The sequence below is a fragment of the Colwellia sp. MB3u-45 genome (genome assembly GCF_014077005.1).
Taxonomy (GTDB): Bacteria; Pseudomonadota; Gammaproteobacteria; order Enterobacterales; family Alteromonadaceae; genus Cognaticolwellia.
On the sequence record NZ_JACGVC010000044.1, the window covers coordinates 388705 to 411454 of the forward strand.

The following is a 22750-nucleotide window of genomic DNA, read 5'->3' on the forward strand; positions in this document are numbered from 1 at the left end:
TTTTATTCAGCTGAAATGACTTCTAAACTCCAGATTATTGCTGAGCGCGTTAGCTCTAAACCAGAGCTTAAGTGGAACTTGTCTTTGATGTGACGCCGGTGGCTTTCAATCGTTTTTACGCTAACATTGAGTAATTTGGCAATTTTTGTTGTTGTGATGCCTTGTCCAATAGCTTCAAAAACCTGTAGTTCTCTGTCGGTCAGTATCTCTATGTTGATAGCATTTTTAGAGGTTATTGTTCGTGATGGGTTTTTACGTATTTTTTCAAGAATTTCTGCTTTAACAAAAATTTTATTTTTCATTACTTGTCTTATGCCAAGGAGTAATTTTTGAGCTGAGTCTTGTTTATTGATATAACCTAGCGCACCACAATTTAATGCTCTTTCTGCATACAATTCATCATCGTGCATTGATAAGACGATAATCCCCATTTGTGGTCGCCAAGTATGAAGTTGTTTGATTAAATCCAGACCATTACCGTCGGGCAATGATAAGTCAACAATAGCAACGTCTGCTGTCAGGGTAGAGCGCATGTTAAGTGCGTCATAGACATTGGCGGCCTCACCACAAATGTGCATGTCTGCTTCACCGTTAACCAACTGACGTAATCCTTGGCGAACGAGTTCATGATCGTCAACAATAAAAATTTTTTGTACTTTTAGTCCAGACACTTGACCCCTCCTTAACAATATTGTACTTATTGTTTTTGCTCATCTCAGCAAGTTGTTTTCGCTGTTTATATCAAGTTTTAGCGTCAACATTTTGTAGTTTCAATGGCTTGATTCTCATTAAAAATCAGCATTAGCTATAAATATCGCTAATGTAAATACATTATAACTTTAAAACACTAAAGCAACTTTAAACAGAATAATACGAAATTGAACTGATAAATATCAGCGTGTAAATTAATAACTGGGATTAGCATTATGCTTGGTGAATTAACCCAAGCAGTAATGACCATATTACGAAAAAAAAAGTAAATTTATAATTTTGTAATATTAAGGAACCCAGATGTCAGACATTAATGTTAAAGGTATTAAAGTAAAAGAGGACAATAAGCAGCAATCAGTTGATGTAAATCAACAGCCTAGATCGGTAGTCGCTATTCCTGATAATCTGCCGGTATTGCCATTACGAAATCTAGTTTTATTCCCTTACAACGTCAATTCTATTTCTGTTGGTCAAGCGCGCTCGTTGAAATTGCTCGAGGATGTGGCCGCAGGTAATAACTTATTGGCAACCCTTGCTTATAAAGATCAAGACGTTGAAGAGCCAGCACCTTTAGATCTTTATCAAGTGGGTTGTATTGCACAGATATTACGAATTTCAAAGGGTGAAAATAATCACTCCACAGTATTGTTACAAGGGCTTGATAAATTTTCGGTTGACGCTTGGCTGAGCGAAAAACCCTATTTACGAGCAAAAATTCATCTTGTTGCTGATATTGAACCAGAAGCAGGAGATATTGAAGCACAAGCAATACGCAATAACTTGTTAAAGTCGTTTAGCGAATTAATTAACATACTTTCATATTTACCTAAATCATTAGTAAGTGCATTAAGCCAAACAGAAGATTGTCGTCAACTGGTCTATTTAGTCAGTTCGAGTATGCGAATGAACATGGCTGACGCTCAAGACATACTTAATATGAAAGATGTTGTGGCAAAAATGCTTAAATTAACCGATCTTATCCAACACGAAATGGAGGTACTTGAGCTAGGTAAGAAAATACAAAGTTCAGCCCATGGTGAAATGGACAAGGCACAACGTGATTATGTTTTGCGCCATCAAATTAAGGCTATGCAACGCGAATTGGGTGAAGAAGATAGCCAACAAATTAAAATAGAGCAATACCTTAAGAAAATCGAAACCAGTGGCATGTCAACCGAAGCAGAAGAGCAAGCAAGGCAGGAAATTTCTCGTTTAGAACATATCCCACAATCATCTTCAGAGTCGGGCGTGATATTAACTTATCTTGATTGGTTACTCGCGTTGCCTTGGAAAAAAACGACGGAAGACATGCTTGATATTAAACAGGCTGAAAAAATTCTTAATGAAGACCATTATGGCTTGGAAAAAATAAAGCAGCGCATTTTAGAGTACTTGGCGGTCAGGCAGCTGCGGCAGAAAAGGTTATTAACTAAGCCATTAGATGAGAGTGCATCGTCACCCCATATTCGCCGAGAACGAGAAGGCGTTATTCTTTGTTTTGTTGGGCCTCCAGGCATTGGAAAAACGTCATTAGGGCATTCAATAGCACATGCCTTGGGACGTAAGTTGGTCAGTATCAGTTTAGGAGGCATACGTGATGAGGCTGAAATTCGGGGCCATCGTCGTACCTATATTGGTGCGATGCCGGGTCGGTTTATTAAAGCGTTGCGCGACGTGGGGACTAATAATCCGGTTATATTGTTAGATGAAGTTGATAAAATTATTGGCGATCAGCGCGGTGATCCTGCGTCGGCGCTACTTGAAATTTTAGATCCAGAACAAAATAGCGAATTTCGTGATCATTATCTTGAAGTCGCTTTTGATTTTAGTCAGTTAATGTTTATTGCCACGGCTAATCAACTCGATAACATTCCTGGGCCGTTACGAGATAGATTAGAGGTTATAACCTTGTCGGGCTATACCGATGATGAAAAATTTCATATCGCGAAGCGTTATTTATTACCTCGGCAATTACGAGAAAATAGTCTACATATTAATGAGTTAACTATAAGTGACACAGCGATGCTGACACTTATTCGTCAATACACCCGAGAAGCGGGCGTACGTAGTTTGGATCGACGTTTAGGTGCTATTTGTCGAAAATTAGTGATAAAAATTGCCACAAAAAGTGGTCAATCGCTCACTGTTGATAACACCATGTTGGAAGAATTAATGGGTAAACCGCCGTTCTCTTATGATCTCGCCGAACGTACTGAACGTCCAGGCGTAGCAACGGGTTTGGCGGTAACCGCTGTTGGGGGCGATATATTATTTATTGAAGCCAGCGCTATGCCAGGCAAAAAAGGGTTGACCATTACCGGACAATTAGGCGATGTAATGCGAGAGTCAGTTGAAGCAGCGTTAAGTTACGTAAGATCCCAAGCCAAGCAATTAGGTATTGCTGAAGATTTTTTTGAGCATACTGATATTCATGTTCATGTACCCGCTGGGGCAACACCAAAAGATGGGCCGTCTGCGGGCGTTGCTATCATTACCGCGTTAGTGTCGTTATTAACTGATAGGCCTATTTTTCATCATATTGGCATGACGGGCGAAATTACCTTACGGGGTTTAGTGTTACCTGTGGGGGGGATAAAAGATAAAATTTTGGCCGCACACCGCGCCGGTTTAACCACAGTTATTTTACCCAGTAAAAATGAGAAAGACTTGACTGATTTACCTGAGTCAATTCAGAAAGAAATGCGTTTTGTGTTGGCTGAACATGTCGATACTGTATTAGATGAAGCATTAACAAAGCCGATTCAATAGGGTGTTTAAGGGTTGACGGACTAAAGTCCGACCCACAAAAAAACACCCAACGTTAGAGGAACACCCGTAGGGTTTATGTAGGTCGTATGTAGGATGGACTTTAGTCCATCAAGTTAAATGAAATTTAACCGTCATTGGCATAACTGCCAAACGATAAAAATAATCCCGTTGCAGATGTTGGTTAACACATCAGGTTAATTGCCTGTTTAACGGTTGACAGACTAAAGTCCGACCGACAAAAAATCACCCAACGTTAGATGAACACCCCTAGGGTTTATGTAGGTCTTATGTAGGATGGACTTTAGTCCGTCAAGTTAAATGAAATTTAACCGTCATTGGCATAACGGCCAAGCAATAAAAATAACACCGTTGCAGATGTTGGTTAACACATCAGGTTAATTGCCAGTTAAACGGTTGACGGACTAAAGTCCGACCTACAAAATTAGATGAACACCCGTAGGGTTTATGTAGGTCGTATGTAGGATGGACTTTAGTCCATCAAGTTAAATGAAATTTAACCGTTATTGGCATAACGGCCAAGCAATAAAAATAACACCGTTGCAGATGTTGGTTAACACATCAGGTTAATTGCCATTTTAACGGTTGACGGACTAAAGTCCGACCTACAAAATTAGATGAACACCCGTAGGGTTTATGTAGGATGGACTTTAGTCCATCAAGTTAAATGAAATTTAACCGTCATTAGCATAACTACCAAACGATAAAAATACGACCGTTTCAGATGTTGGTTAACACATCAGGTTAATTGCCTGTTTAACGGCTGACGGACTGAAGTCCGACCTACAAAAAATCACCCAACATTAGATAATCGCAATCACTTGCGTAACAAACTAAGGTAGAAAAATAGCGCTTAGATAAAAAAAACAACGCAACTTTACAATAAATCATTGAATTATATGTTTAATTCTATAATGGTTTATTCTAAATCGGCCTAAGCATCGAATATCTGCTTTGCTTTCAGGTGTTATATGACAAACCTTAGTATTATTGATTTTTGTCTCATTATTGTTATTTTGGCAGCTACTTTATAATTTGGTGATTTATTTTGCTGATGCTGCTATTTTTTCGATATCAGTATTAGGATTTTTGATAGCATTTTTTGTGGTATAAAAAATTTCACAGGCGGCTTCTTGTCCTCTGATCACACGCTTTCCCTTCAGTGGACCATGGGTTTCGGTAACCAGGGTGTATTGGCTTTCTTGATGATGTTCGTCATAACAAAAGATTAATACCCAGTCTAAAGTTAAGTTAAGCTTATGGGCGCGCTGAGTATTAGAATACATGGCAGTAAAATGCCAATTTTCTTTATTAAGATGCATTACAGGTAACCAAGGCTTATTTTCTGGATTAAAACGTTTTGGTGTAATGACAGGCAGTTCTCCTGCTTTTGCTTTTTTACGATATTGTGCATCAATATTGAAAATTAGCTCAATACTGGGCTTAGCCTCAATGGGCTGGTGGTGAGTTGGTATGGGTAATTGACGGGCACCAAAACATTGAGCAAACCAAGCTTTAATAGCTTTTTTTCGTTTTACGCCTATCCCTTTAACATTATCTAATTGACCTTCAAAGATCGCATTTTCAAAAGCTTCTAAGGTGTCGACATGTAAGGTGTCGTGAATACGTTGAGCCATCTCTCGACCAAGGGTTGGAATAACTTGAAATAAATCGATGGGATTGGTGTTTCCTCTGAGATTATCTAATCTCGTCATATGTCCCATGGTAATATAATCATTAATTGAACGGGCGATACCAAGGCCAATATTGGGTAACTGAGTTAATCCTTTGATTCCACTGTTTTTAAAAAGTTGCCTGAGATCTTGTGGTAATGCCTCAATGGTGATTGCCGCTTTTAGATAAGCTTGACAGCGAAATGGATTGGCGTGTTGCTCTTTAAGCAAAAATGAGATTTTTCGCAGGTTTTTGGCTACCTCATAATTAAAAGATAACATGATTTATTCCTTATCATAAAGCTCAGCTTCCATGGATTTAGCACTGAGTAGCTAAAGTTTATCTGGACTGATCCCCTAGTCCAGATAAATAAATTTTCTGAGTGATACCAATTCTATTAAGCTATTGCTCACTTGTGCTGGTTTAAATAGCCCAAGGCTTTATTGCTCACATTGAGCCGAGTACTTAGATTTTTTCTGGAACTAAACACCTGTGCTCTTAATACCAACAGTTCGCTATTGATCAATTGAGCACCTTACCTACACGGATGTAGATACTTATGTTTAGTCTGAAAAAATAAATATGACCCTTAATATAACCCCTTGAATTATTTTTCTGTGCGCAACAAGCTCACAAACATAATAGAGCGAGTATTAATCTACTTTTACTTCTATTTTTTTGTGCTTTTCTGCGACGAGTTTAGGCACAATAACTTCTAATACACCGTTATGGCAATGCGCTTCAATTTTTTTTGCATCTTGGGCATCAGGTAAATTGAAACTACGATAAAAGCTTCCGTATGAACGTTCGAGTCGATAGTAATTTTCTCGTTTATCTTCCGCTTTGCTTTCTCTTTTTCCTTCAATCACTAAATTACCATTGTCCATGGAGACATTAATGTTTTTAGGATCAACGCCAGGAATATCGGCTCTGATTATATAGCGATTGTCTTGTTGCTCTATATCCGCAGAAGGTTGCCAAACATCAGTCAGTAAATCTGAACTCCGGCTATTCATCGGAAACCCCTGACCAAAAAACCGATCAATTTCGTTAGATAATTGCGAAAACAAGGGCAGTTGTGGTCTTGTTGATAATGGTTGATGTTTAAATAATGTCATGATTTTTATCTCCGTACAGTGTTATAACGCCACAGCGTAATAGTTGCTGGCGTTATAAGTTAATAAAAATTTCAATATAGCTTTTACAAGCTCATGCATTAAATAGTCGTTGTCATAATCAATAGGTACATTGAGTAAAACAGACAATACCGCTGCTATTCACCACGATATTATCACCAAGTTATATTGGCGATCCTGATAAATGTCATTTATATGAAGTTTTTTGGCGTGTCATTTTGTGTGTAGATAGAGAGGTAAATGAGGCGTTGATTCTTATCTTTATCTTGGCAATTTTATTAATCCAGCGAGCAATTTTACGGGGTATTGCTCTACTTTTTGATGAATAACACTTATTTTTCATCGTTAGTGACCATTAACTGATCTATCTCAGCTACTTGTTAGAAAAAGTAGAGATAAATTAACCTGTGCATTATTACTTAGATGTTAGGTTTATAAAGTAGTTGTTCTTTTTTGAATCGGTGTCGAGGAGTTGTTATGAAATATTTACTTTTTTGTTGCTTTACTTTAATCGCTATTAGTCTGAGCAGTTGTGACTTAGGTCCTGATTCACCCAGAGGCTTTAGTTTGCCAAAAGGTGATATTGCTAAGGGAGCGATGGTATTAACAAAATACCAATGTTTAGCTTGTCATAATCTCAATGGTGTGGAACAAGCTGAAGGTATAAATAACCCTGATTTAAATGTACGTTTAGGAGGTAAATCAACCAAGGTAACAACGTATGCCGAACTTGTGACCAGTGTTATTAATCCTTCACATAAACTATCTAAAGGTTATGCCCTTACCGCTATTGCTGTTGACGGAGAGTCTAAAATGAGCAATTTTAATGATGTGATGACGATAACAGAGTTGGTTGATTTAGTAACATTTTTACAACCTCATTATGAGTTGGTGCCTTATAGAAGAACTGACTATCAATTTTATCACTATTAAAAATACAGGTTATTAAAAAGGGTAAATAACATGCATAAACTTTTATATTTAGTTGGCGTTGACGGCAGTGAATGGAGTAACAGAGCTGTTGAACGAGCGGTTCATCTTGCACAAAAAACAGGTGCAAGTGTTAAATTAGTGTATGTGATTACTTGGCAAGAATTTCAGCCAATGATGATTGAGGGGGTTGCGCCACCTCCGCTTGATAAAAAACAAATAGAACATGATGTGAATGAAAAAATTTTACAACCCTCGATTGAAAAATTTAAAGCAGAAAAGGTTGATTTGAGTAGTGAATATATCTGGGGTGAGCCTGTTGATGCATTACTTCAACAGGTAAATGATTATCACGTTAATATGCTCTTTGTTGGTCGGCGAGGTCGATCGCGCTTTGCTGATATATTACTGGGTAGTGTGGCGAATAAACTGGCACATTGTGTTGGTGTGCCTATTGTTTTAGTTCCATAGTTCCATAGTTCCATAAGTTCATAAGTTCATTAGTTCATAAGTTCATAAATCCATAGCTCCATAAGTCTATAAGTCCTAATCTCTTGAACTTTAATAAAGATAAACTTTTAGCAAATAGAACATGCCAAAAAATTAAGCTGCTAGTCGTGTGTTTTTATTGTTGATAACTCAAGGTAATAAACCCATATCAACATAGATTGTTATGCTTTACTGCTCGGTATCTGGATTCAAGTGCGCGAAATATTATCTCGATAGACGGGGTGAAATTAACCAGTCACTGCAGGTATATGTTCTGCTATAAACAATAATTTTAATTACAGTTAAAATTTATTCAGCACGTAAGAAGCACAGGCTCAAGTTTAACGGCTTTTTCTTGGCTGTTTAATGCAAAGTTTAATGCAAAGTTTACTGTTTCAATATTATGGTTTACTAGGTAATGTTTCTAAGAGGAGTTAACCCCTTGTCATAAGAGATTAACGTTAATATTATAATAATGAGTAAAGATAATAGCGTGTGTTTTTCTACTATCCTTTGGTTGTTTTGTCTGTTGATTTAATAAGACCGCTTATCAGCTCCATGGGTAAAGGGAAAATAATAGTAGAATTTTTCTCACCAGCAATTTCTGTTAAAGTTTGTAAATAACGTAACATAATCGCATCAGGCTCTTTGGCCAGTTGATTGGCGGCTTGGGTCAGGTGAGTTGACGCCTCTAATTCCCCAGTGGCATGAATAACTTTGGCTCGACGAGTTCGCTCTGCTTCGGCTTGTCTGGCAATAGCGCGGATCATAGTTTCATTTAAATCAACGTGTTTAATTTCAACATTAGACACTTTTATGCCCCAACTGTCGGTTCTGACATCTAAAATGGTTTGAATATCGGCATTTAACATATCTCTATTCGCGAGCATTTCGTCTAATTCATGTTGCCCTAACACCGAACGTAAGGTGGTTTGTGCAAGTTGAGACGTTGCCTGTAAATAGTCTTCGACATTGATAATCGCTTTTTGTGGGTCAATAACTCGAAAATAAATAACCGCATTAACTTTTACTGAGACATTATCGCGGCTGATAACGTCTTGGCTAGGTACATCCATCACTACTATACGTAAATCAACTTTTACCATTTGTTGGATAAAGGGAATAACAAGAATAAAACCAGGCCCTTTCACTTTATAAAATCGTCCAAGTAAAAAAACTACCCCGCGTTCATATTCTCGTAAAATTCTAAAAGCACTGAAAAAAAAGGCAATAAGTAAAAAAATAATTGAGCCGGTGAATAATTCTGAATTATTAAATAGTGAAGTCATTATCTTGCTCCTTAGTTGTTGTGTTGATTGCGGGCGCTAAAACAAGGGTTAGGCCATTAATTGCTTGCACTTGTACCTGTTGACTTTTTTTTAAGGCTAGTGGGCTACTAGCCGCCCAACGCTCGCCATTAAAGAGCACATAACCCTTATCAGTGAAGTCATTTTCCACCGTAACCCAAGCATTAATTATTTCTTCTTGACCACTGACGATTTTATTTTTTCGGGCTCGGTAGATAAAACCCAAGGCAAAGACAATAAAGAGTGCAGAGACAAAAGTAAAACTGGCAATTAATGGCAGTGAAACTTTAAATTGCTCAAGTTTAGTGTCGAATAAAAATATGGAGCCTAAAACAAATGCGCTAATACCACCGAGGCCAAAAATACCAAAACTTGGTATCAGTGATTCCATCACCATGAGTGTTACGCCTAACAAGAGTAGGGCAACACCCGCAAAATTCAGGGGTAATAACTGCAGGGCATATAAAGCGATAAGTAATGATATACCGCCGATGATGCCCGCTATGCCGACACCAGGGCTGTAGAATTCTAATAACAAACCATAAATACCCAGTAGCATTAAAATATAGGCAATATTAGGGTCGGTAATCGTGGCAATAAATTGGCTACGCCAGTCTGGTTTTTTACTCAGTATTTCAGCACCTTGTAAGGATAATTTAATATTTTGCTGTTTTATCGCTACCTGCTGACCCTCTAGTTTATTTAATAACACTTGTGGCGACTGAGCGATTAAGGTGATGACATTTTCTTTTAGTGCTTCTTTCGCTGTTAACGTTGCCGCTTCTGTAACGGCTTTTTCAGCCCATAGTTCATTACGAGAACGTAATTGTGCGAGTGAACGAATATAGGCAATGGCATCATTTAAGACCTTTTTCTCCATCGCAGAAGGTGCGTTTTTTTGTGCCTTATCTTCTGCTGGTGGCGTCATCGGCCCAGCAATATTAACCGGTGTCGCAGCGCCCAGAGTGGTGGCGGGAGCCATAGCAGCAATATGGCAAGCATAAAGTATGTAAGTACCTGCACTCGCTGCGCGTGCTCCTTGTGGGTAAACTAAACAGGCGATTGGAATAGTAGAATTTAAGATACTTTTATTAATGTCACGTAGGCTGGCACTTAAGCCACCAGGAGTATCGAGTGTGATAATAATTAAAGGGATGTTACTGGCCATATTAGCACTGTTTATTTCTCGCACTAAATAGTCACTAACGGCAGGCCCAATAGCACCTTTGATGGTTAATAATGGCACAACCAAAGTGTTGGCATTAATACTTATCTCTTGCTGAACGCTATTGGCTACTGGCTTTAAATACGGCGTTTCTGCTGTTCCTAAGGCATGCATTGAGAGCAAAGCACAATATAAAATCAAGAATATTCCGCACAATTTACACATAACAGTTTCCATTAATCGCTGAATTATGAGCTTAGTTGTACTTGGTCAATATCTCTAACTTGTGTTGGAAAATGCTGATAAAGATCAGTAACTCTTAGTTGTTAGCGAAAAATAGTGCCTTTATTCAAGGTGTTTGAATACTTGTGAAATAATAAATGCTGCTGATAAAACGTTTTAAATGGCGTTTTTTTCATTAAAAGCCCCTTGTTTTTTTACCACTTTAAGCTAAAAAGATAATAAAAAAAAGTTCATGTTCGTGTCCTGGGATGTCCAGTCAGAAAGCATAGATATTACTCTAGAAAGATATTATATAAATATTACCGTGTAAACGTGACGCATTGTCATTACTGGACTACAGTTTATTATCAACAATTAAACGCGTGAACTAGTCAAATAAGACAGGTTATAAATCCACTTCCCACACTTGATAGTTTTTAGTGTCGGTTGTCATGGTATGGGCACTTAAAAAAGTAAGGGCAATAAATAAAAATGGATGCAGTTCACTTACAGTCTTATGATGTTTGAAGTGCCAGACCTATTTACACTTTTTTATATAGAGAATTTTGACATCATCATAAGCAGATGTGTTTTTTAAGGCTTAATTTTTTGGCTTACAAATTGTTTGAATAGCAGATTTAAAGGTAACTGTAGTTTTGTATTTTTATAGGGATAATTTTCATAGCTGAACTGATGGAAGTCTGCGATTACTTATCTACAGACGAATAATTTACTTATATAGGGATTATCTAGATGACTAACTTGAAATATATTTCTGTAAAACGTAACGCAATGAGTAAACTTCTAAGGCAAAAACGTAAAACCTTTGCCATTTGGGCTTGCATACTTGTGCTATTCACCCAGTCACAAGCTCAAGCTGGGTATATATTAAATGGTATAGAACCGGAAAGTTTTAGCATATTTGCTACTCCTACTAAATGGGAACTTGGCCCCAACACTGCACGAGTAAATGGATTTCCGTCGTTAGGTGATGCTACGTGGAGCATAATGGGAGCAGGGCTGACTGAAGTTCCCGTTGTTGTTGATGCCTTCAATCATTTGGGGGTGACACAAGACATCACGGCTCTTGGTTTGGGCTTATCGTCTTTTGAATCGATGATTGACAGTATGCTTAATCTTTGGGGTGATGTCTCTGGGTTTTCTAACTTGGGCCAGGTAACTGATAGCGGCTCAAATGTTGCGGGATCAAACGCAACAGGTGATATAAGAATAGCAGCCTGGAATATTGCTAACCCTAATACCCTTGCCCACGCCTTTCAACCCGGCACTGAGGCTATTTTTGGCGCAATTGGCTCTGTCGGTGGTGATCTGCATTTTGATGTTGCACGCAGCTTTGTAGATGATCCTAATGCCAATAGTTCGACATATGACATATTTACCGTCGCACTTCACGAGCTTGGGCATGCGTTAGGTTTGGGACATTCAACCGTAGCCGGTTCGGCTATGCAAGCGGTTTATGCTGGGAGTCGGCGTAGTTTGTCTGCCGATGACATAGCTGGTATTAACTCTATCTACGGGCCAGCTCCTTTAGTTATCGATGTACCTGAACCATCAACTTTATTGATTTTCGTTTTAGGCTTGATAGGTATTAGTAGGAGACATGTACGTCGTTTATTCTAACGAAGATGAGCACTGATTTAATTGCGCAAGGCAAATTGACGAGGGTCACTTTGTAACAATTAAATTTGTTAAATTTAAAAATATATTGTCAGCTTTTTTTACAATACTGTTCATAATATTTTTATGGATAATTAAATTTGTACAAAAAAAAATTAAATTTGTACAAAAAATCAATTAAATTGTCGGTGCAACTTTTGCGTAAAAGTTTCAGCTATCAAAGGAGTTAGTTAGTAAAACGAAGTATAGTAAGTAGTAAAACGAACTCTATTAAATAAGGAAATTATTATGGTTATAGCTAATTTGTTTAACATGTAATTTCCTTATTAATGTTTAATTATTTTTATCAATAAATTAAAGCATACATCAATTTATCTGTTATACGAACCTTGTTCGTATTTGGTTGTTAATGGAAGTTACTACAACGTTTTAACTAAATGTAGACTATAGATAATAGCTTTATAATGAAATGTTAGATTGAAGTTAGTATGCTAGTTGTTATCACACCCAACACCCTGATCTAAAATGAATATGGCCTCTACTTTATATTATATTTACGACCCTATGTGCAGCTGGTGTTGGGGTTATGCACCTACTTGGCATCGACTGCAACAAGAACTCGCGCCACATATTGATATTATCTATGGGCTTGGTGGTTTAGCACAAGATTGCGATGAAATTATGCCAGACGAAATGCAACATTTTTTACAGCAAACTTGGCGAAATATCTCTGGGGAACTTGGTACCACATTTAATTTTGATTTTTGGCGTGATTGTCAGCCAAGGCGCTCTACCTTTCCGGCTTGTCGCGCTGCACTTATTGCAAGAGCCAGCAATAAAGAACAAAGCATGCTGACCGCTATTCAGCATGCTTATTATTTACAGGCCAAAAATCCATCGGATATCGATACCTTATATAAGTTAGCGATTGAAATTGGCTTGGACGGCAATGATTTTTTGCAACAAATGAACAGCCAGCAACTTGATAAGGCTCTGAAAAAAGAAATTACCCAAATGAGTATGATGCCGATTAACGGTTTTCCTGCGTTAGTTTTAGTTAGCAACCAAACGCTTATTAATATTCCCATTGATTATAAAGATTGGCGCAATAGTTATGCGTTAATAATGGCGAAACTTTAGCTTCAAAATTTTTAAAATTAACTGCTCAACTTTGTATCAATAGAACTGTCCTAAAAGGTTTAAGTTTTTCCTTCTTGTTTTCTCATTGTTTCCTTCCTGTAAAAAATAAAATAATTCTCAGGGAGGAAAGCAGGAGGACGGCAGGAGAGGTAAAAACGCTGACTTTTTAGGTGGTATTTAATGCTAGTTTTTATCGACTGTTCAAATTTTAAATCAACTTCGCATAAATATAGATGCCCTAAAAGCTTTAAGTCTTTTCTCCTTGTTTTCTCATTATTTTCCTTCCTGTAAAAAAATAAAATAATTCTCAGGGAGGAAAGCAGGAGGACGGCAGGAGAGGTAAAAACGCTGACTTTTTAGGAGGTATTTCATACTAGCCTATATTGCCTGACTAAATTTTAAATCAACTTGATGTAAATACAGTAAATAGCCGTTAAAATACTGTTTTTTTGTAGTATGATGTGGCTATAAAAAAAAGACTATTCTTTGCTTTTTAAAAGTAAAAATAACAGCAAAATAAGGTTTCCTATGACATACGCAGCAATTACCGGTTGGGGCAAATGCTTACCGCCCGCTATTCTTACCAATGATGATTTAGCAACGTTTTTAGAAACAGATGACCAATGGATAACTTCTCGCACTGGCATGAAAGAGCGAAGAATTTCTCATGTTACCGTCAGTGAGTTAGCCCATGTTGCCTGTGCGCGAGCATTAGCTGCTGCAGGTAAAACTGCCAAAGATGTTGAATTGATTGTTTTTGGCAGCACCACCTTTGATCAGATCTGTCCTAACGCAGCCTCCAATGTTCAGCGTTTACTAGGAGCTGAGAATGCCGCTTGTATGGACGTTAGTACAGCTTGTACTGGTGGCATGTATAGCCTAAGTGTTGCAACGTCTATGATAAAAAGTGGCGTGGTTAAATCAGCGCTGGTTATTGGCGCTGAAACTATTTCGCCCATTATGGACTGGAGTAATCGTGATGTTGCTGTCTTATTTGGTGACGGTGCAGCAGCGCTTTACTTGGAAGAAAGTGTAGAAGAAACGGGTGTTATAACGCAAGCTTTAGGCTGTTATGGCGAATCTCGAGATATTCTTGCTGTTGAAGGTTGGGGCATGAAATATGCTAATAAAGGACGTTTGCTTGGGCAGTCTAATTGGGCGTTTTTAGGCCCAGAAATATTTAAAAAAGCGGTTTCAGGTATGGCGCAGGCTTGTGAAAAAGCACTTGCACAAGCGCAACTTAGTGCTGACCAAATGGCCAGTGTTGTTCCTCATCAAGCAAATTTACGTATTATTGATACCCTAGTTAAACGTCTTAAAGTGGACAAAGAAAAGGTATTTATCAACATTCATAAATACGGCAATATGTCAGCGGCAACCACCTTAGTGGCCTTTGTCGAAGCGATAGAAGAAGGCTTTATTGCGAAGCAATCTTATGTGTTGCTTCCGGCCTTTGGTGGTGGTTTAACATGGAGCGCTCATGTGGTGAAATGGGGTGATAGAACGCACGTTTTATCAACGACCGATGTTGACTTACCTGAATGTAAGCAGTCTGGCTTGGAATTAGTTCAAGACATTATTGCTGGCAAATCTTTGTAAAAAATAAATTTTTGTTCATCAGCCAACACTACTTTGAGTTGGCTGATAGCTATAATAAGGATACCTATGCGCTTTTTATCTCGTCGGTTAATTTTGCCTAATGATTTAAATTATGCCAATTCACTCTTCGGCGGCAGGGCATTAGCTTGGATTGATGAGGAAGCTGCTATATATGCCATTTGCCAACTAGAAACAAACTGTTTGGTTACTAAGCATATTGGCGCAATAAACTTTGAATCGCCGGCACAACAAGGTGACATTGTTGAGTTTGGTTTATCAACTAAAGCGGTTGGAAGTACGTCGATTACCATTACGTGCATTATGCGTAATAAGGTGACGAAAAAAACAATATGTTTAGCTGATGATATCGTTTTTGTTCAGGTTGATCCTGAATCCAAACAACCGATCCCACATGGTAAAACCTTGGCTTCTTTAACTGAAATTTTTGAAGGTTAATGGGTTTGGTTAATCTAAAAAACCCTTAATAACTGCCTTTTAAATCATTAGAATTTATCATATCTACAGTCAACTCTATTTCGTTATTGCAGCGATAAAACGTAGCCTTATTTAGTGGTTTTGCTGTGGTAATATTAAATAAGCACAAAGCGCGATAAGTGAAGTAAATAGCAATATAGTGATGCAGGCGGTGTATTTATTTATTAGGTATCTATCTGATCAGACGTTTATCTGATCAGATAGTTAGCCGTTGTTGTGTTTATTCAGTTTCATCAGTGAGAAATTGCTGATAGCCATCAACAGCAAAATATCGAATAGATTTTTTTAGCGTGATCTTTTTCGCAATAAGTTGATCATTTCGATATAATTTTACGACCTGCTTTTCGCCATTTACATCACTTTGATAACCATGAAGTGGATTTTTTTGTAAGTTTTCAAATTCGGTTCTCATGATTAATTTCATATTAACACTTGATCCTTTTGGTCATGACCATCATCACCACCACCACCGTCATAATTACCAATAGCAAAATTTTTTAGCTTAGAGTCTGTAGCTTAAAGTCTGTAGCTTAGAGTTTATTAATCTCTTTTTGTACGCTATAGCCTTCATCAGTAACAATTTTTTCTAACACTTGCATACGTTCTTCAAGTGCTTGTACTTGTTTTGTCATCGCTACAGCTTTTTCATTACTTTGGCTGTTGTGGTCTAAGGTTTTGGTTTTAAATTCTAAATGCTTTTTGTACATGTCGAATATCACCCCAAAGCCAACTGAAATAAATACAATTAACACAACCATCGCTGTACCTGACATATTTAAGTCTCCTTTACCTTGTAATTGAAATAAATAATATTTCAATTAAGCATAGCGTATAACGATGAGAAAAATGCTTAATTAATCAGTAAAAAGTCCACTGAGCTCTTGTTTAGCTAAATAATTATCCATGGTTGAACGTAAGAGTTTATAAAGTAATATTGAACCGTCAATCTCTTCTTTACGGTTGGTTAAACTCTCAATATTAAGCCCTAAAGGTACTTTGTAGGGTAATACCGCATCAAGTATCTGAACTAAGGTATTGCTGCAAATTCTAATGGATTCGTATAACGGTCGCTCAGCATTTAAAATGCGTAAACTTGTTGCTTCAGGAACACTGACTCCTAACCACTCAATAAACGCTAAGGTTTTTTTACTGCCACAAGGAGAGAAAGTTAAAATAATACGTTGTGGCTTTATACCTTGTTGCTGACATTCAATGGCATAGCGCGTTAACATATCAATGGTTGCTTGGGCATTGTAAATGGCTTGAGAGATAAAAAAATTGCAACCTTGCTGGTGTTTTTCAATTAATTTAACATGTTCGTTGCCTTTATTTGCATGGCGCTCAGCAATGGTAATACCGCCAATAAAAAAGTTGTTTTCATTGTTTACTAAGGTTTTATAAGCTTCGCCTAAAGGCAGGCTGATATTATTTTGCTGTGAAGGGCTTCCAACCAACACAATGTCGCGAATACCATATTCATGCCAGGCTTCATTAGCCCACTGATTAAAAGCATCGCCGTTTGATTGCACGACACTCTTGTAAGTAATTACCGGCCGGTTTGACTTTTGCTGTAAAAGTGAAGAGTAAAGTCGAGGATCATGCGTCGACTTAAAAGGAAAAGGCCGTGGTTTCGAGGTCCGTGAATCCTCATTTTGAATGTCATAAACAATTAAACCGTCAAAATCGATGTCGCTTACACGCTCAAGTAATTTATCGGCAATGGTTGATACTTGCTCAATGGGTGTATCACTTTTAGGCGGGGTTGTGCCGATAAAGTAGACACCACGATTTACGTCGTTATATCGTGCTCTTAACTCTGAACCGTTCTTCACTATCGTTACTTCTTATTTAAGGTAAATTAATGGTCTTTAATAACAATTATCTTACCTTGTTGGATGATAAAAATCTGCGTTAGTCTAATAATAGTTTTATCAACATTATAGCTAATGTTGATAAGGCGGCGGGTTTAATACGTTAGCTTGATTTTCTATATCGATGCGGCAATATCTATTTGATGAAGAATTTCATCTTTATCTTTTAATCGTTTGATATTGTTAAATAAGGTATCTGCTTGTGGGTATTGTAACTTTAAATAACGCAACCATTGCTTTAAACGACTTGAAAAATAAAAGCTTTTATGACCTTTTAAGTCAAATTCACTATTACTTATTAACAACAAGCTTAGTTCAGACCAAGGCATAGGTTTTTCATCAAACTTAATCACATTGGCTAAGTTGGGTAGGGCTAATGCGCCACGCCCCAGCATTAGGTTGGGTGTTTGGCTCTGAGTTATACAGTTAGCCGCGTCACTTTTACTCCAAATTTCACCGTTAGCAAATATCTCAATAGCGTATTTTTGTCTTATTTGGCCAATAAAGTGCCAGTAAGCAGGAGGTCGGTAGCCATCTTGCTTGGTGCGAGCATGAATGGTTAATTGGTCAACTTGAGCTGATTCGATGGCACTAACAATTTCATCTAGCTTTGACGCATCGTTAAAGCCTAGCCTAATTTTCGCTGATAAAGTTGCATCAAGGCCAATGGCGGCTCTCATTTTAGCCATTATTTGGTAGATTTTTTCTGGCTCGTTCAGCAAAACAGCGCCGCCTTTACTTTTGTTAACGGTTTTAGCTGGGCAACCAAAATTAACATCAATACCGTGCGATCCCATGTCTAATGCCCTGACCGCATTTTCAGCCATCCAATCGGGCTCTTGGCCGAGTAACTGAATTCTCAAAGGTGTACCACTTTGAGTTCTACAGCCATTCTCTAGTTCAGGACACATTCTTCTAAAAACATGCTCAGGCATTAAGGCATCAACAATACGAATGAATTCTGTTATACAAAAATCATAATTATTAAGAGATGTCAGTGTCTTACGCATTAACTCATCGGCAACACCTTCCATAGGTGCTAAGATTATTTTTTTTACTTTGGTTTCTATTGGGGTATGCATACGTTATTAGCTGTAATATTTGAGGCGGTAGACGTTATTCAATGGTGTTTTATTAAATACCTTATGCTGAGAGCAAGCTGTGTTCTCAACAGGCAACGCGCTTTAGCTGCCATTAATGTTGATTTACCCAAGGGTAATCATCTGGCAATAATAACATTAAGCGCACCATAACAACTAAAAATAAATAGCAGGCTACTTATTTATCTTCTATTTTTTTTAGTATTAAAAATTGCTCAAAAAAATTAGGATTCCACCGGAAAATGACTCAGAGCTAATGTGGTTTGGTGCTAAAAAATTAAATGGCGTTAGTAAAGTTAAGTGAGCTTATCCTATGTTTAAGTACTATTTTCGACAAAGACAGAATGATAATCAATCATATTAACTACATTTTACGACCGAAAGTGGCTAATGCTGCAGTTAAATAGGTGAGTTTTTTTACTTGTGGTTTCATGTTGATAAAGCTAATCTCAACGTTGTTGTAGATACAAAATTTCTTTAAATTAATGTAAAAATTTACAGCGCTTGAAATTTATTCACATCCAGTATGGTCTTTGTTAATAGCTGTACCTAGTAGATGTAGTATCTACATAAAAAATTAAAAGGAAAATATAATGAAATTAATTAAAAAATCTTCAATTGCGGCTTTATTAGGCTTATTTGTATTAACTGTTGCGGCAACAATGCCAGTGCAAGCAGAAACTAACCCGTTTGCTGTGCAAAATGTCATGACTATAGTGTCTGCTGACGGTCACGAGAATGGTAAGTGCGGCGAAGGCAAATGTGGTGAAGGTAAAGCCAAAACTAAAACCGAAGGTAAGTGTGGTGAAGGCAAAGCTAAAACCGAAGGTAAGTGTGGCGAAGGCAAAGCTAAAACTGAAGGCAAGTGTGGCGAAAGTAAAATGAAGACCAAAGCCAAAGGTAAATGTGGCGAAGGCAAATGTGGTGAAGGTAAAGCTACAAAAGCTAAAGAAGGCAAGTGTGGCGAATAAGCGCACCGCTTAGTTAATAAGTCTAACGTTTAGCCAATAAGCTTGATAGCATATTAAAAACCACTTCACTGAAGTGGTTTTTTAGTTTTAATGATTTAATATCAATGAAAACGTTTACATATAAGGATAGTCAATGAAGAATAATATTGTGATTACCGGTGCGAATAGAGGCATAGGTTTAGCCATGTGTATGCACTTTAAGACACAAGGAGATCGTGTTTTTGGGCTGTGTCGAAAAACTTCAGTTGAGTTAACCGCGCTTGATGTCAATATCATCGAAGATATCGATGTAACAAGTGATTTGGGTATAGCAAATATGGTCTCTGGATTAAAGCATATCGACATTGATGTATTGGTGTGTAATGCGGGTATTTTAAGGGATGAAAGTTTAGCCAATCTCAATTTAAACACGATACGAGAGCAGTTCGAAGTCAATGCTTTAGCACCGCTAAGAGTGGTTGCTAGTTTGCAAAAACAGCTTAAACAAGGAGCAAAAGTAGCACTTATTACCTCACGAATGGGCTCTATTGCCGATAATGACTCAGGTGGTCGTTATGGTTACAGAATGTCAAAGGCGGCTTTAAATGCGGCCGCCATGTCATTGAGTCATGACCTTGCCAGTAATAAAGTGGCTGTTGGTATATATCATCCTGGTTATGTCCAAACAGAGATGGTTAATTATGGTGGTGACATTAGCGCGAGTGATGCGGCTAAAAAGCTAGTTGAATTAATTAATCAATTAACCTTGGCACAAAGTGGTATTTTTAAACACTCTAATGGCAGTGTTTTGCCTTGGTAATTAAGAACACTATACGCTCAAATGTTGGTAAACCGTTTAGTAGCAAGCATATAAAAATTTGGCAAACTGTTCTGGCTATACCTGCGGGGAAAGTCGCTTGCTATGGCCAAATTGCTGATCTAGCCGGTTTACCTGGCCGCGCTCGGTTAGTAGGTAAAGCGTTAGCTGCTGTGCCAACTAACGGTTGGCACGGGCAAACCGTGCCTTGGTATCGGGTAATTAATGCTCAAGGTCGAATTTCATTTGCAGCCGGTAGCGAGAATTTTGCTCGACAACGTGACTTACTGCAAGCTGAGCAAGTGGTGGTTATAGGGGCGCGTATCAAATTAAAAGACTTTCAATGGCAACCTGATTTAGCAGAATTGTTGTTTGTTTTAGCGCATTAGCTATTTCTATAATTCAAAGCAGCTGAGTTAACTAATGAATTTAAGCTGCATTATCGTGGTGAGTTATAAATGGCTACGAATGGCAATCGGCTGAAGAATAAATCTCACCTTTAACGGCTATTTTTAAGCCGCTAACCCCTGATGAGTATCGTTTTCAGTGCCTGATAATTATCCCAACCTTACTGGTTTAATGATGAAAAGGACCGCCAGTTATCTTGTTTCGCTAGCGGATTTTTTCTTTGCGTTGGTATGATTAGCCTTGCCTTTGTCGAACCTAATTTAGCCTTTAGCATAGTCGGTTAAATTTTTCTGGTTAACTAAATCAGTATGGCCAGCGCCAAATGCTGCTTGGGCTAATTGCCACAACTCTTCATAAACAAAGTCGGCTTGCCAAGATTTTTCGATATTGGAAATTTGCATTATTTTCTGCATAATCTCTTGCTGAATATCACCCAGAGCTAAGGCCTGAGAATAAGGCAGTAAGGGCGAAAAGGTCACCATAGTATACAGCGGAGTCCAAAGTGTAGGATGGCGTTGATGAAATTCTGCTTCTATTTTTTTCTGTAATAAAAACCTTGCCTGACCTGATAACTCACTCATTTCAACAAAATTTCGTTTCGCTAACTCACTAATGGCATCCGCATTTATTTTTCTAGCCACTTGATAAGCTGGAAATATTTTTGACCAGTCTTGCTGATATTCAGTAATTAATTCGTTTAATACTCGACAATCTTCAAAACCACAATTCATGCCTTGACCATAAAAAGGCACCATGGTATGAGCTGAATCACCAATTAACGCGACAGTATTATTGATAACCCAAGGGTCAATATTAAGCAGAAATAATGGGCTGGCGGTTTTATTGAGAAAGTCATCTATCGGATTTTCCATTAAAGGGAGTGCATCGGCAAAATTTTCTGTAAAAAACGCAGTCACCTCAGCGCGGTGTGTTAATGAAGAAAATGAAACCTCACCTTCAGCGTCTAGAAATAAAGTGCAAGTGAAAGAACCGTCAGGGTTAGGTAAGGCAATCAGCATAAAGGTTTTACGTGGCCAAATATGTAAGGCATTTTTGGCTATTTTAAATGAACCATCATCATTGGCTGGAATGTTTAATTCAATATAGCTTTGTGGCATATAAGACTGACTAGAACTAAAACCTGGCGTGTCTTGTGCTAGGCGACGCACTTTTGAGAAAGCGCCATCGGCACCAAATAAAATATCTGCTGATATTTTTTCAAGCTTATGATCATGGCTAAAGCTAGCACTGGCATCGCTAAAATCAAGAGCAACTAAACGTTGTTCAAATCTCACGTTTATTAAGGGCTCTTGCTCAGCTAAATCAAGTAGCTGCTCATTAATACCCGAACGAGAAACCGACCAAATAGCTTGGTTTTCTTGACCATATGCTTGTTCGGTAATCGTGCCATCAATGGCATGCATTACGCGCTTATGCATAGCAATGGCATGTTGCTTAATCTCTGCTTCAATACCAACAACTGCTAATGCCAGCCAGCCCCGATCAGACAAGGCAATGTTAATCGACTTACCCTGATAAATATTATGATTACGTGAGTCAGGTCGCGATTCAAATAAATTAACGGCATAACCTTGTCGAGCTAAAAGCACGGCAAGTAGAGTACCAACGGGGCCGGCACCGGCAATGGTTATTTGCTCTCTGACTGACATTAGATGAATTCCTTTAATATTCTGACAAAATGGTAAATATTTTGAACATTATTGTATAACGACACGGGCGTAACACAAATAACATAAGTTGTGCGCCCATCAGTGCTAACACTCAACATTCAACCCGCAAAGCGCTTAACTTGGGTATTTTCAATGTGGCTTTGTTATACAAAACAGCCGGCCATAGCACCTGAACTGCTGTTGAGATATTTACCCTTGTACCAGCAGGCAATATCGACTTGGCGTTTATGCAATGATAACTCAATATTGTGGGTAGCATGAGTAAGATTGAATTTAACTTTCAGCACAATATTGAGCACAATAAAAATTTAATATCAGTAATTTTTTTCATAAAAAAATTAGATTCTTTCTGCTGCTGCTAGGTTAAATTTTTGTCGGTTAATTAAGCTTTAGTTGTTGTTAAAAAAATCTTATCCCCGAGGCTCATAAATCAAGAAGTAAACAAATGTGTTATTAAGCGCATATTCGTTAAGCGAAAGGGTGGTTAAAGACTCGATATGACTGAGCTTTGTACAGTCAGCGGTCGCTTTAATTACCAACAATAATTAGATGATAAGTAGACATAAATGGTTAGAAATTAAGGTTGCCTGTCGTTGAATCTAGGCAGATTAGCGAAAACA

Annotated in this window: 20 protein-coding genes; 10 read left to right on the plus strand and 10 right to left on the minus strand. The window is 37.9% G+C overall.

Annotation, left to right across the window (positions count from 1 at the left end; all coding sequences use genetic code 11):
• Positions 1-2: 2 nt before the first annotated feature.
• Positions 3-671, minus strand: a complete 669-nt coding sequence (locus H4J41_RS06960) for a response regulator transcription factor (protein ID WP_182136935.1) — start codon at positions 669-671, stop codon at positions 3-5.
• A gap of 340 nt (positions 672-1011) precedes the next feature.
• Between H4J41_RS06960 and lon the strand changes: the two genes are divergently transcribed.
• Positions 1012-3480, plus strand: coding sequence for an endopeptidase La (lon, locus tag H4J41_RS06965; protein WP_182136934.1), 2469 nt, complete (start codon positions 1012-1014; stop codon positions 3478-3480).
• A 1061-nt stretch (positions 3481-4541) separates the two neighbouring features.
• Here the strand turns inward: lon and H4J41_RS06970 are convergent.
• Complete coding sequence (locus H4J41_RS06970; protein ID WP_182136933.1) at positions 4542-5453, minus strand: DNA-binding protein; 912 nt, start codon at positions 5451-5453, stop codon at positions 4542-4544.
• 372 nt (positions 5454-5825) lie between these two features.
• Entirely contained in the window at positions 5826-6290 is a 465-nt protein-coding gene (locus H4J41_RS06975) for an Hsp20/alpha crystallin family protein (RefSeq protein WP_182136932.1), read from the minus strand.
• 495 nt (positions 6291-6785) lie between these two features.
• Here H4J41_RS06975 and H4J41_RS06980 point away from each other — a divergent pair, with 495 nt between their 5' ends.
• Both H4J41_RS06980 and H4J41_RS06985 read left to right on the plus strand, forming a co-directional pair.
• Positions 6786-7241, plus strand: a complete 456-nt coding sequence (locus H4J41_RS06980; protein WP_182136931.1) for a cytochrome C — start codon at positions 6786-6788, stop codon at positions 7239-7241.
• Between the two features lie 30 nt (positions 7242-7271).
• Positions 7272-7709, plus strand: a complete 438-nt coding sequence (locus H4J41_RS06985) for a universal stress protein (RefSeq protein ID WP_182136930.1) — start codon at positions 7272-7274, stop codon at positions 7707-7709.
• A 524-nt stretch (positions 7710-8233) separates the two neighbouring features.
• Here the strand turns inward: H4J41_RS06985 and H4J41_RS06990 are convergent.
• Both H4J41_RS06990 and H4J41_RS06995 read right to left on the minus strand, forming a co-directional pair.
• Complete coding sequence (locus H4J41_RS06990) at positions 8234-9016, minus strand: slipin family protein (RefSeq protein WP_182136929.1); 783 nt, start codon at positions 9014-9016, stop codon at positions 8234-8236.
• Positions 9000-10424: a nodulation protein NfeD gene (locus tag H4J41_RS06995; RefSeq protein ID WP_182136928.1), complete on the minus strand. Its 1425-nt coding sequence runs from the start codon at positions 10422-10424 to the stop codon at positions 9000-9002. Before H4J41_RS06995 ends, H4J41_RS06990 begins: the two co-directional genes overlap by 17 nt.
• A gap of 750 nt (positions 10425-11174) precedes the next feature.
• Between H4J41_RS06995 and H4J41_RS07000 the strand changes: the two genes are divergently transcribed.
• The 4 genes from H4J41_RS07000 (at position 11175) to H4J41_RS07015 (ending at position 15254) form a co-directional block, all read left to right on the plus strand.
• Positions 11175-12062, plus strand: coding sequence for a matrixin family metalloprotease (locus tag H4J41_RS07000; RefSeq protein WP_182136927.1), 888 nt, complete (start codon positions 11175-11177; stop codon positions 12060-12062).
• A gap of 522 nt (positions 12063-12584) precedes the next feature.
• On the plus strand, positions 12585-13199 hold the full coding sequence (locus H4J41_RS07005) for a DsbA family protein (RefSeq protein ID WP_182136926.1): 615 nt from the start codon (positions 12585-12587) through the stop codon (positions 13197-13199).
• A 528-nt stretch (positions 13200-13727) separates the two neighbouring features.
• Positions 13728-14798, plus strand: coding sequence for a beta-ketoacyl-ACP synthase 3 (locus H4J41_RS07010; RefSeq protein ID WP_182136925.1), 1071 nt, complete (start codon positions 13728-13730; stop codon positions 14796-14798).
• 66 nt (positions 14799-14864) lie between these two features.
• Positions 14865-15254, plus strand: coding sequence for an acyl-CoA thioesterase (locus H4J41_RS07015; RefSeq protein ID WP_182136924.1), 390 nt, complete (start codon positions 14865-14867; stop codon positions 15252-15254).
• Positions 15255-15513: 259 nt separating this feature from the next.
• On the opposite strand, the gene H4J41_RS07020 is transcribed toward H4J41_RS07015, so the two are convergent.
• From H4J41_RS07020 to H4J41_RS07035, 4 genes are all read right to left on the minus strand, one after another.
• The gene (locus tag H4J41_RS07020; RefSeq protein ID WP_182136923.1) at positions 15514-15717 is read right to left on the minus strand and encodes a hypothetical protein; all 204 of its coding nucleotides are present in this window, start codon (positions 15715-15717) and stop codon (positions 15514-15516) included.
• Between the two features lie 106 nt (positions 15718-15823).
• Positions 15824-16066 carry a hypothetical protein gene (locus H4J41_RS07025; RefSeq protein WP_182136922.1) on the minus strand — a complete coding sequence of 81 codons (243 nt, stop codon included), beginning with the start codon at positions 16064-16066 and terminating at the stop codon, positions 15824-15826.
• 81 nt (positions 16067-16147) lie between these two features.
• Positions 16148-17125, minus strand: coding sequence for a methylenetetrahydrofolate reductase (locus tag H4J41_RS07030; RefSeq protein WP_182136921.1), 978 nt, complete (start codon positions 17123-17125; stop codon positions 16148-16150).
• Positions 17126-17280: 155 nt separating this feature from the next.
• Complete coding sequence (locus H4J41_RS07035; RefSeq protein ID WP_182136920.1) at positions 17281-18246, minus strand: tRNA-dihydrouridine synthase; 966 nt, start codon at positions 18244-18246, stop codon at positions 17281-17283.
• A 611-nt stretch (positions 18247-18857) separates the two neighbouring features.
• On the opposite strand from H4J41_RS07035, the gene H4J41_RS07040 reads away from it, so the two are divergent.
• The 3 genes from H4J41_RS07040 to H4J41_RS07050 all read left to right on the plus strand — a co-directional run bounded on the left by H4J41_RS07040 (position 18858) and on the right by H4J41_RS07050 (position 20420).
• Entirely contained in the window at positions 18858-19235 is a 378-nt protein-coding gene (locus tag H4J41_RS07040; RefSeq protein ID WP_182136919.1) for a hypothetical protein, read from the plus strand.
• Positions 19236-19368: 133 nt separating this feature from the next.
• The gene (locus tag H4J41_RS07045) at positions 19369-20034 is read left to right on the plus strand and encodes an SDR family oxidoreductase (RefSeq protein WP_182136918.1); all 666 of its coding nucleotides are present in this window, start codon (positions 19369-19371) and stop codon (positions 20032-20034) included.
• Entirely contained in the window at positions 20028-20420 is a 393-nt protein-coding gene (locus H4J41_RS07050) for an MGMT family protein (RefSeq protein WP_220460912.1), read from the plus strand. The genes H4J41_RS07045 and H4J41_RS07050 overlap by 7 nt, the downstream gene beginning before the upstream one ends.
• 279 nt (positions 20421-20699) lie before the next feature.
• Here the strand turns inward: H4J41_RS07050 and H4J41_RS07055 are convergent, their stop codons facing one another.
• Positions 20700-22109 (minus strand): NAD(P)/FAD-dependent oxidoreductase, encoded by a 1410-nt coding sequence (locus H4J41_RS07055; RefSeq protein ID WP_182136917.1) that lies wholly within the window; start codon positions 22107-22109, stop codon positions 20700-20702.
• Positions 22110-22750 lie beyond the last annotated feature (641 nt).

What these genes read in the sequence shown, in the direction of transcription:
- lon (WP_182136934.1), top strand. Translation starts at nt 1,012, where the DNA reads ATGTCAGACATTAATGTTAAAGGTATTAAAGTAAAAGAGGACAATAAG.
- H4J41_RS06970 (WP_182136933.1), bottom strand. Translation starts at nt 5,453, where the DNA reads ATGTTATCTTTTAATTATGAGGTAGCCAAAAACCTGCGAAAAATCTCA.
- H4J41_RS06975 (WP_182136932.1), bottom strand. Translation starts at nt 6,290, where the DNA reads ATGACATTATTTAAACATCAACCATTATCAACAAGACCACAACTGCCC.
- H4J41_RS06980 (WP_182136931.1), top strand. Translation starts at nt 6,786, where the DNA reads ATGAAATATTTACTTTTTTGTTGCTTTACTTTAATCGCTATTAGTCTG.
- H4J41_RS06985 (WP_182136930.1), top strand. Translation starts at nt 7,272, where the DNA reads ATGCATAAACTTTTATATTTAGTTGGCGTTGACGGCAGTGAATGGAGT.
- H4J41_RS06990 (WP_182136929.1), bottom strand. Translation starts at nt 9,016, where the DNA reads ATGACTTCACTATTTAATAATTCAGAATTATTCACCGGCTCAATTATT.
- H4J41_RS06995 (WP_182136928.1), bottom strand. Translation starts at nt 10,424, where the DNA reads ATGTGTAAATTGTGCGGAATATTCTTGATTTTATATTGTGCTTTGCTC.
- H4J41_RS07000 (WP_182136927.1), top strand. Translation starts at nt 11,175, where the DNA reads ATGACTAACTTGAAATATATTTCTGTAAAACGTAACGCAATGAGTAAA.
- H4J41_RS07005 (WP_182136926.1), top strand. Translation starts at nt 12,585, where the DNA reads ATGAATATGGCCTCTACTTTATATTATATTTACGACCCTATGTGCAGC.
- H4J41_RS07010 (WP_182136925.1), top strand. Translation starts at nt 13,728, where the DNA reads ATGACATACGCAGCAATTACCGGTTGGGGCAAATGCTTACCGCCCGCT.
- H4J41_RS07015 (WP_182136924.1), top strand. Translation starts at nt 14,865, where the DNA reads ATGCGCTTTTTATCTCGTCGGTTAATTTTGCCTAATGATTTAAATTAT.
- H4J41_RS07020 (WP_182136923.1), bottom strand. Translation starts at nt 15,717, where the DNA reads ATGAAATTAATCATGAGAACCGAATTTGAAAACTTACAAAAAAATCCA.
- H4J41_RS07025 (WP_182136922.1), bottom strand. Translation starts at nt 16,066, where the DNA reads ATGTCAGGTACAGCGATGGTTGTGTTAATTGTATTTATTTCAGTTGGC.
- H4J41_RS07035 (WP_182136920.1), bottom strand. Translation starts at nt 18,246, where the DNA reads ATGCATACCCCAATAGAAACCAAAGTAAAAAAAATAATCTTAGCACCT.
- H4J41_RS07040 (WP_182136919.1), top strand. Translation starts at nt 18,858, where the DNA reads ATGAAATTAATTAAAAAATCTTCAATTGCGGCTTTATTAGGCTTATTT.
- H4J41_RS07045 (WP_182136918.1), top strand. Translation starts at nt 19,369, where the DNA reads ATGAAGAATAATATTGTGATTACCGGTGCGAATAGAGGCATAGGTTTA.
- H4J41_RS07055 (WP_182136917.1), bottom strand. Translation starts at nt 22,109, where the DNA reads ATGTCAGTCAGAGAGCAAATAACCATTGCCGGTGCCGGCCCCGTTGGT.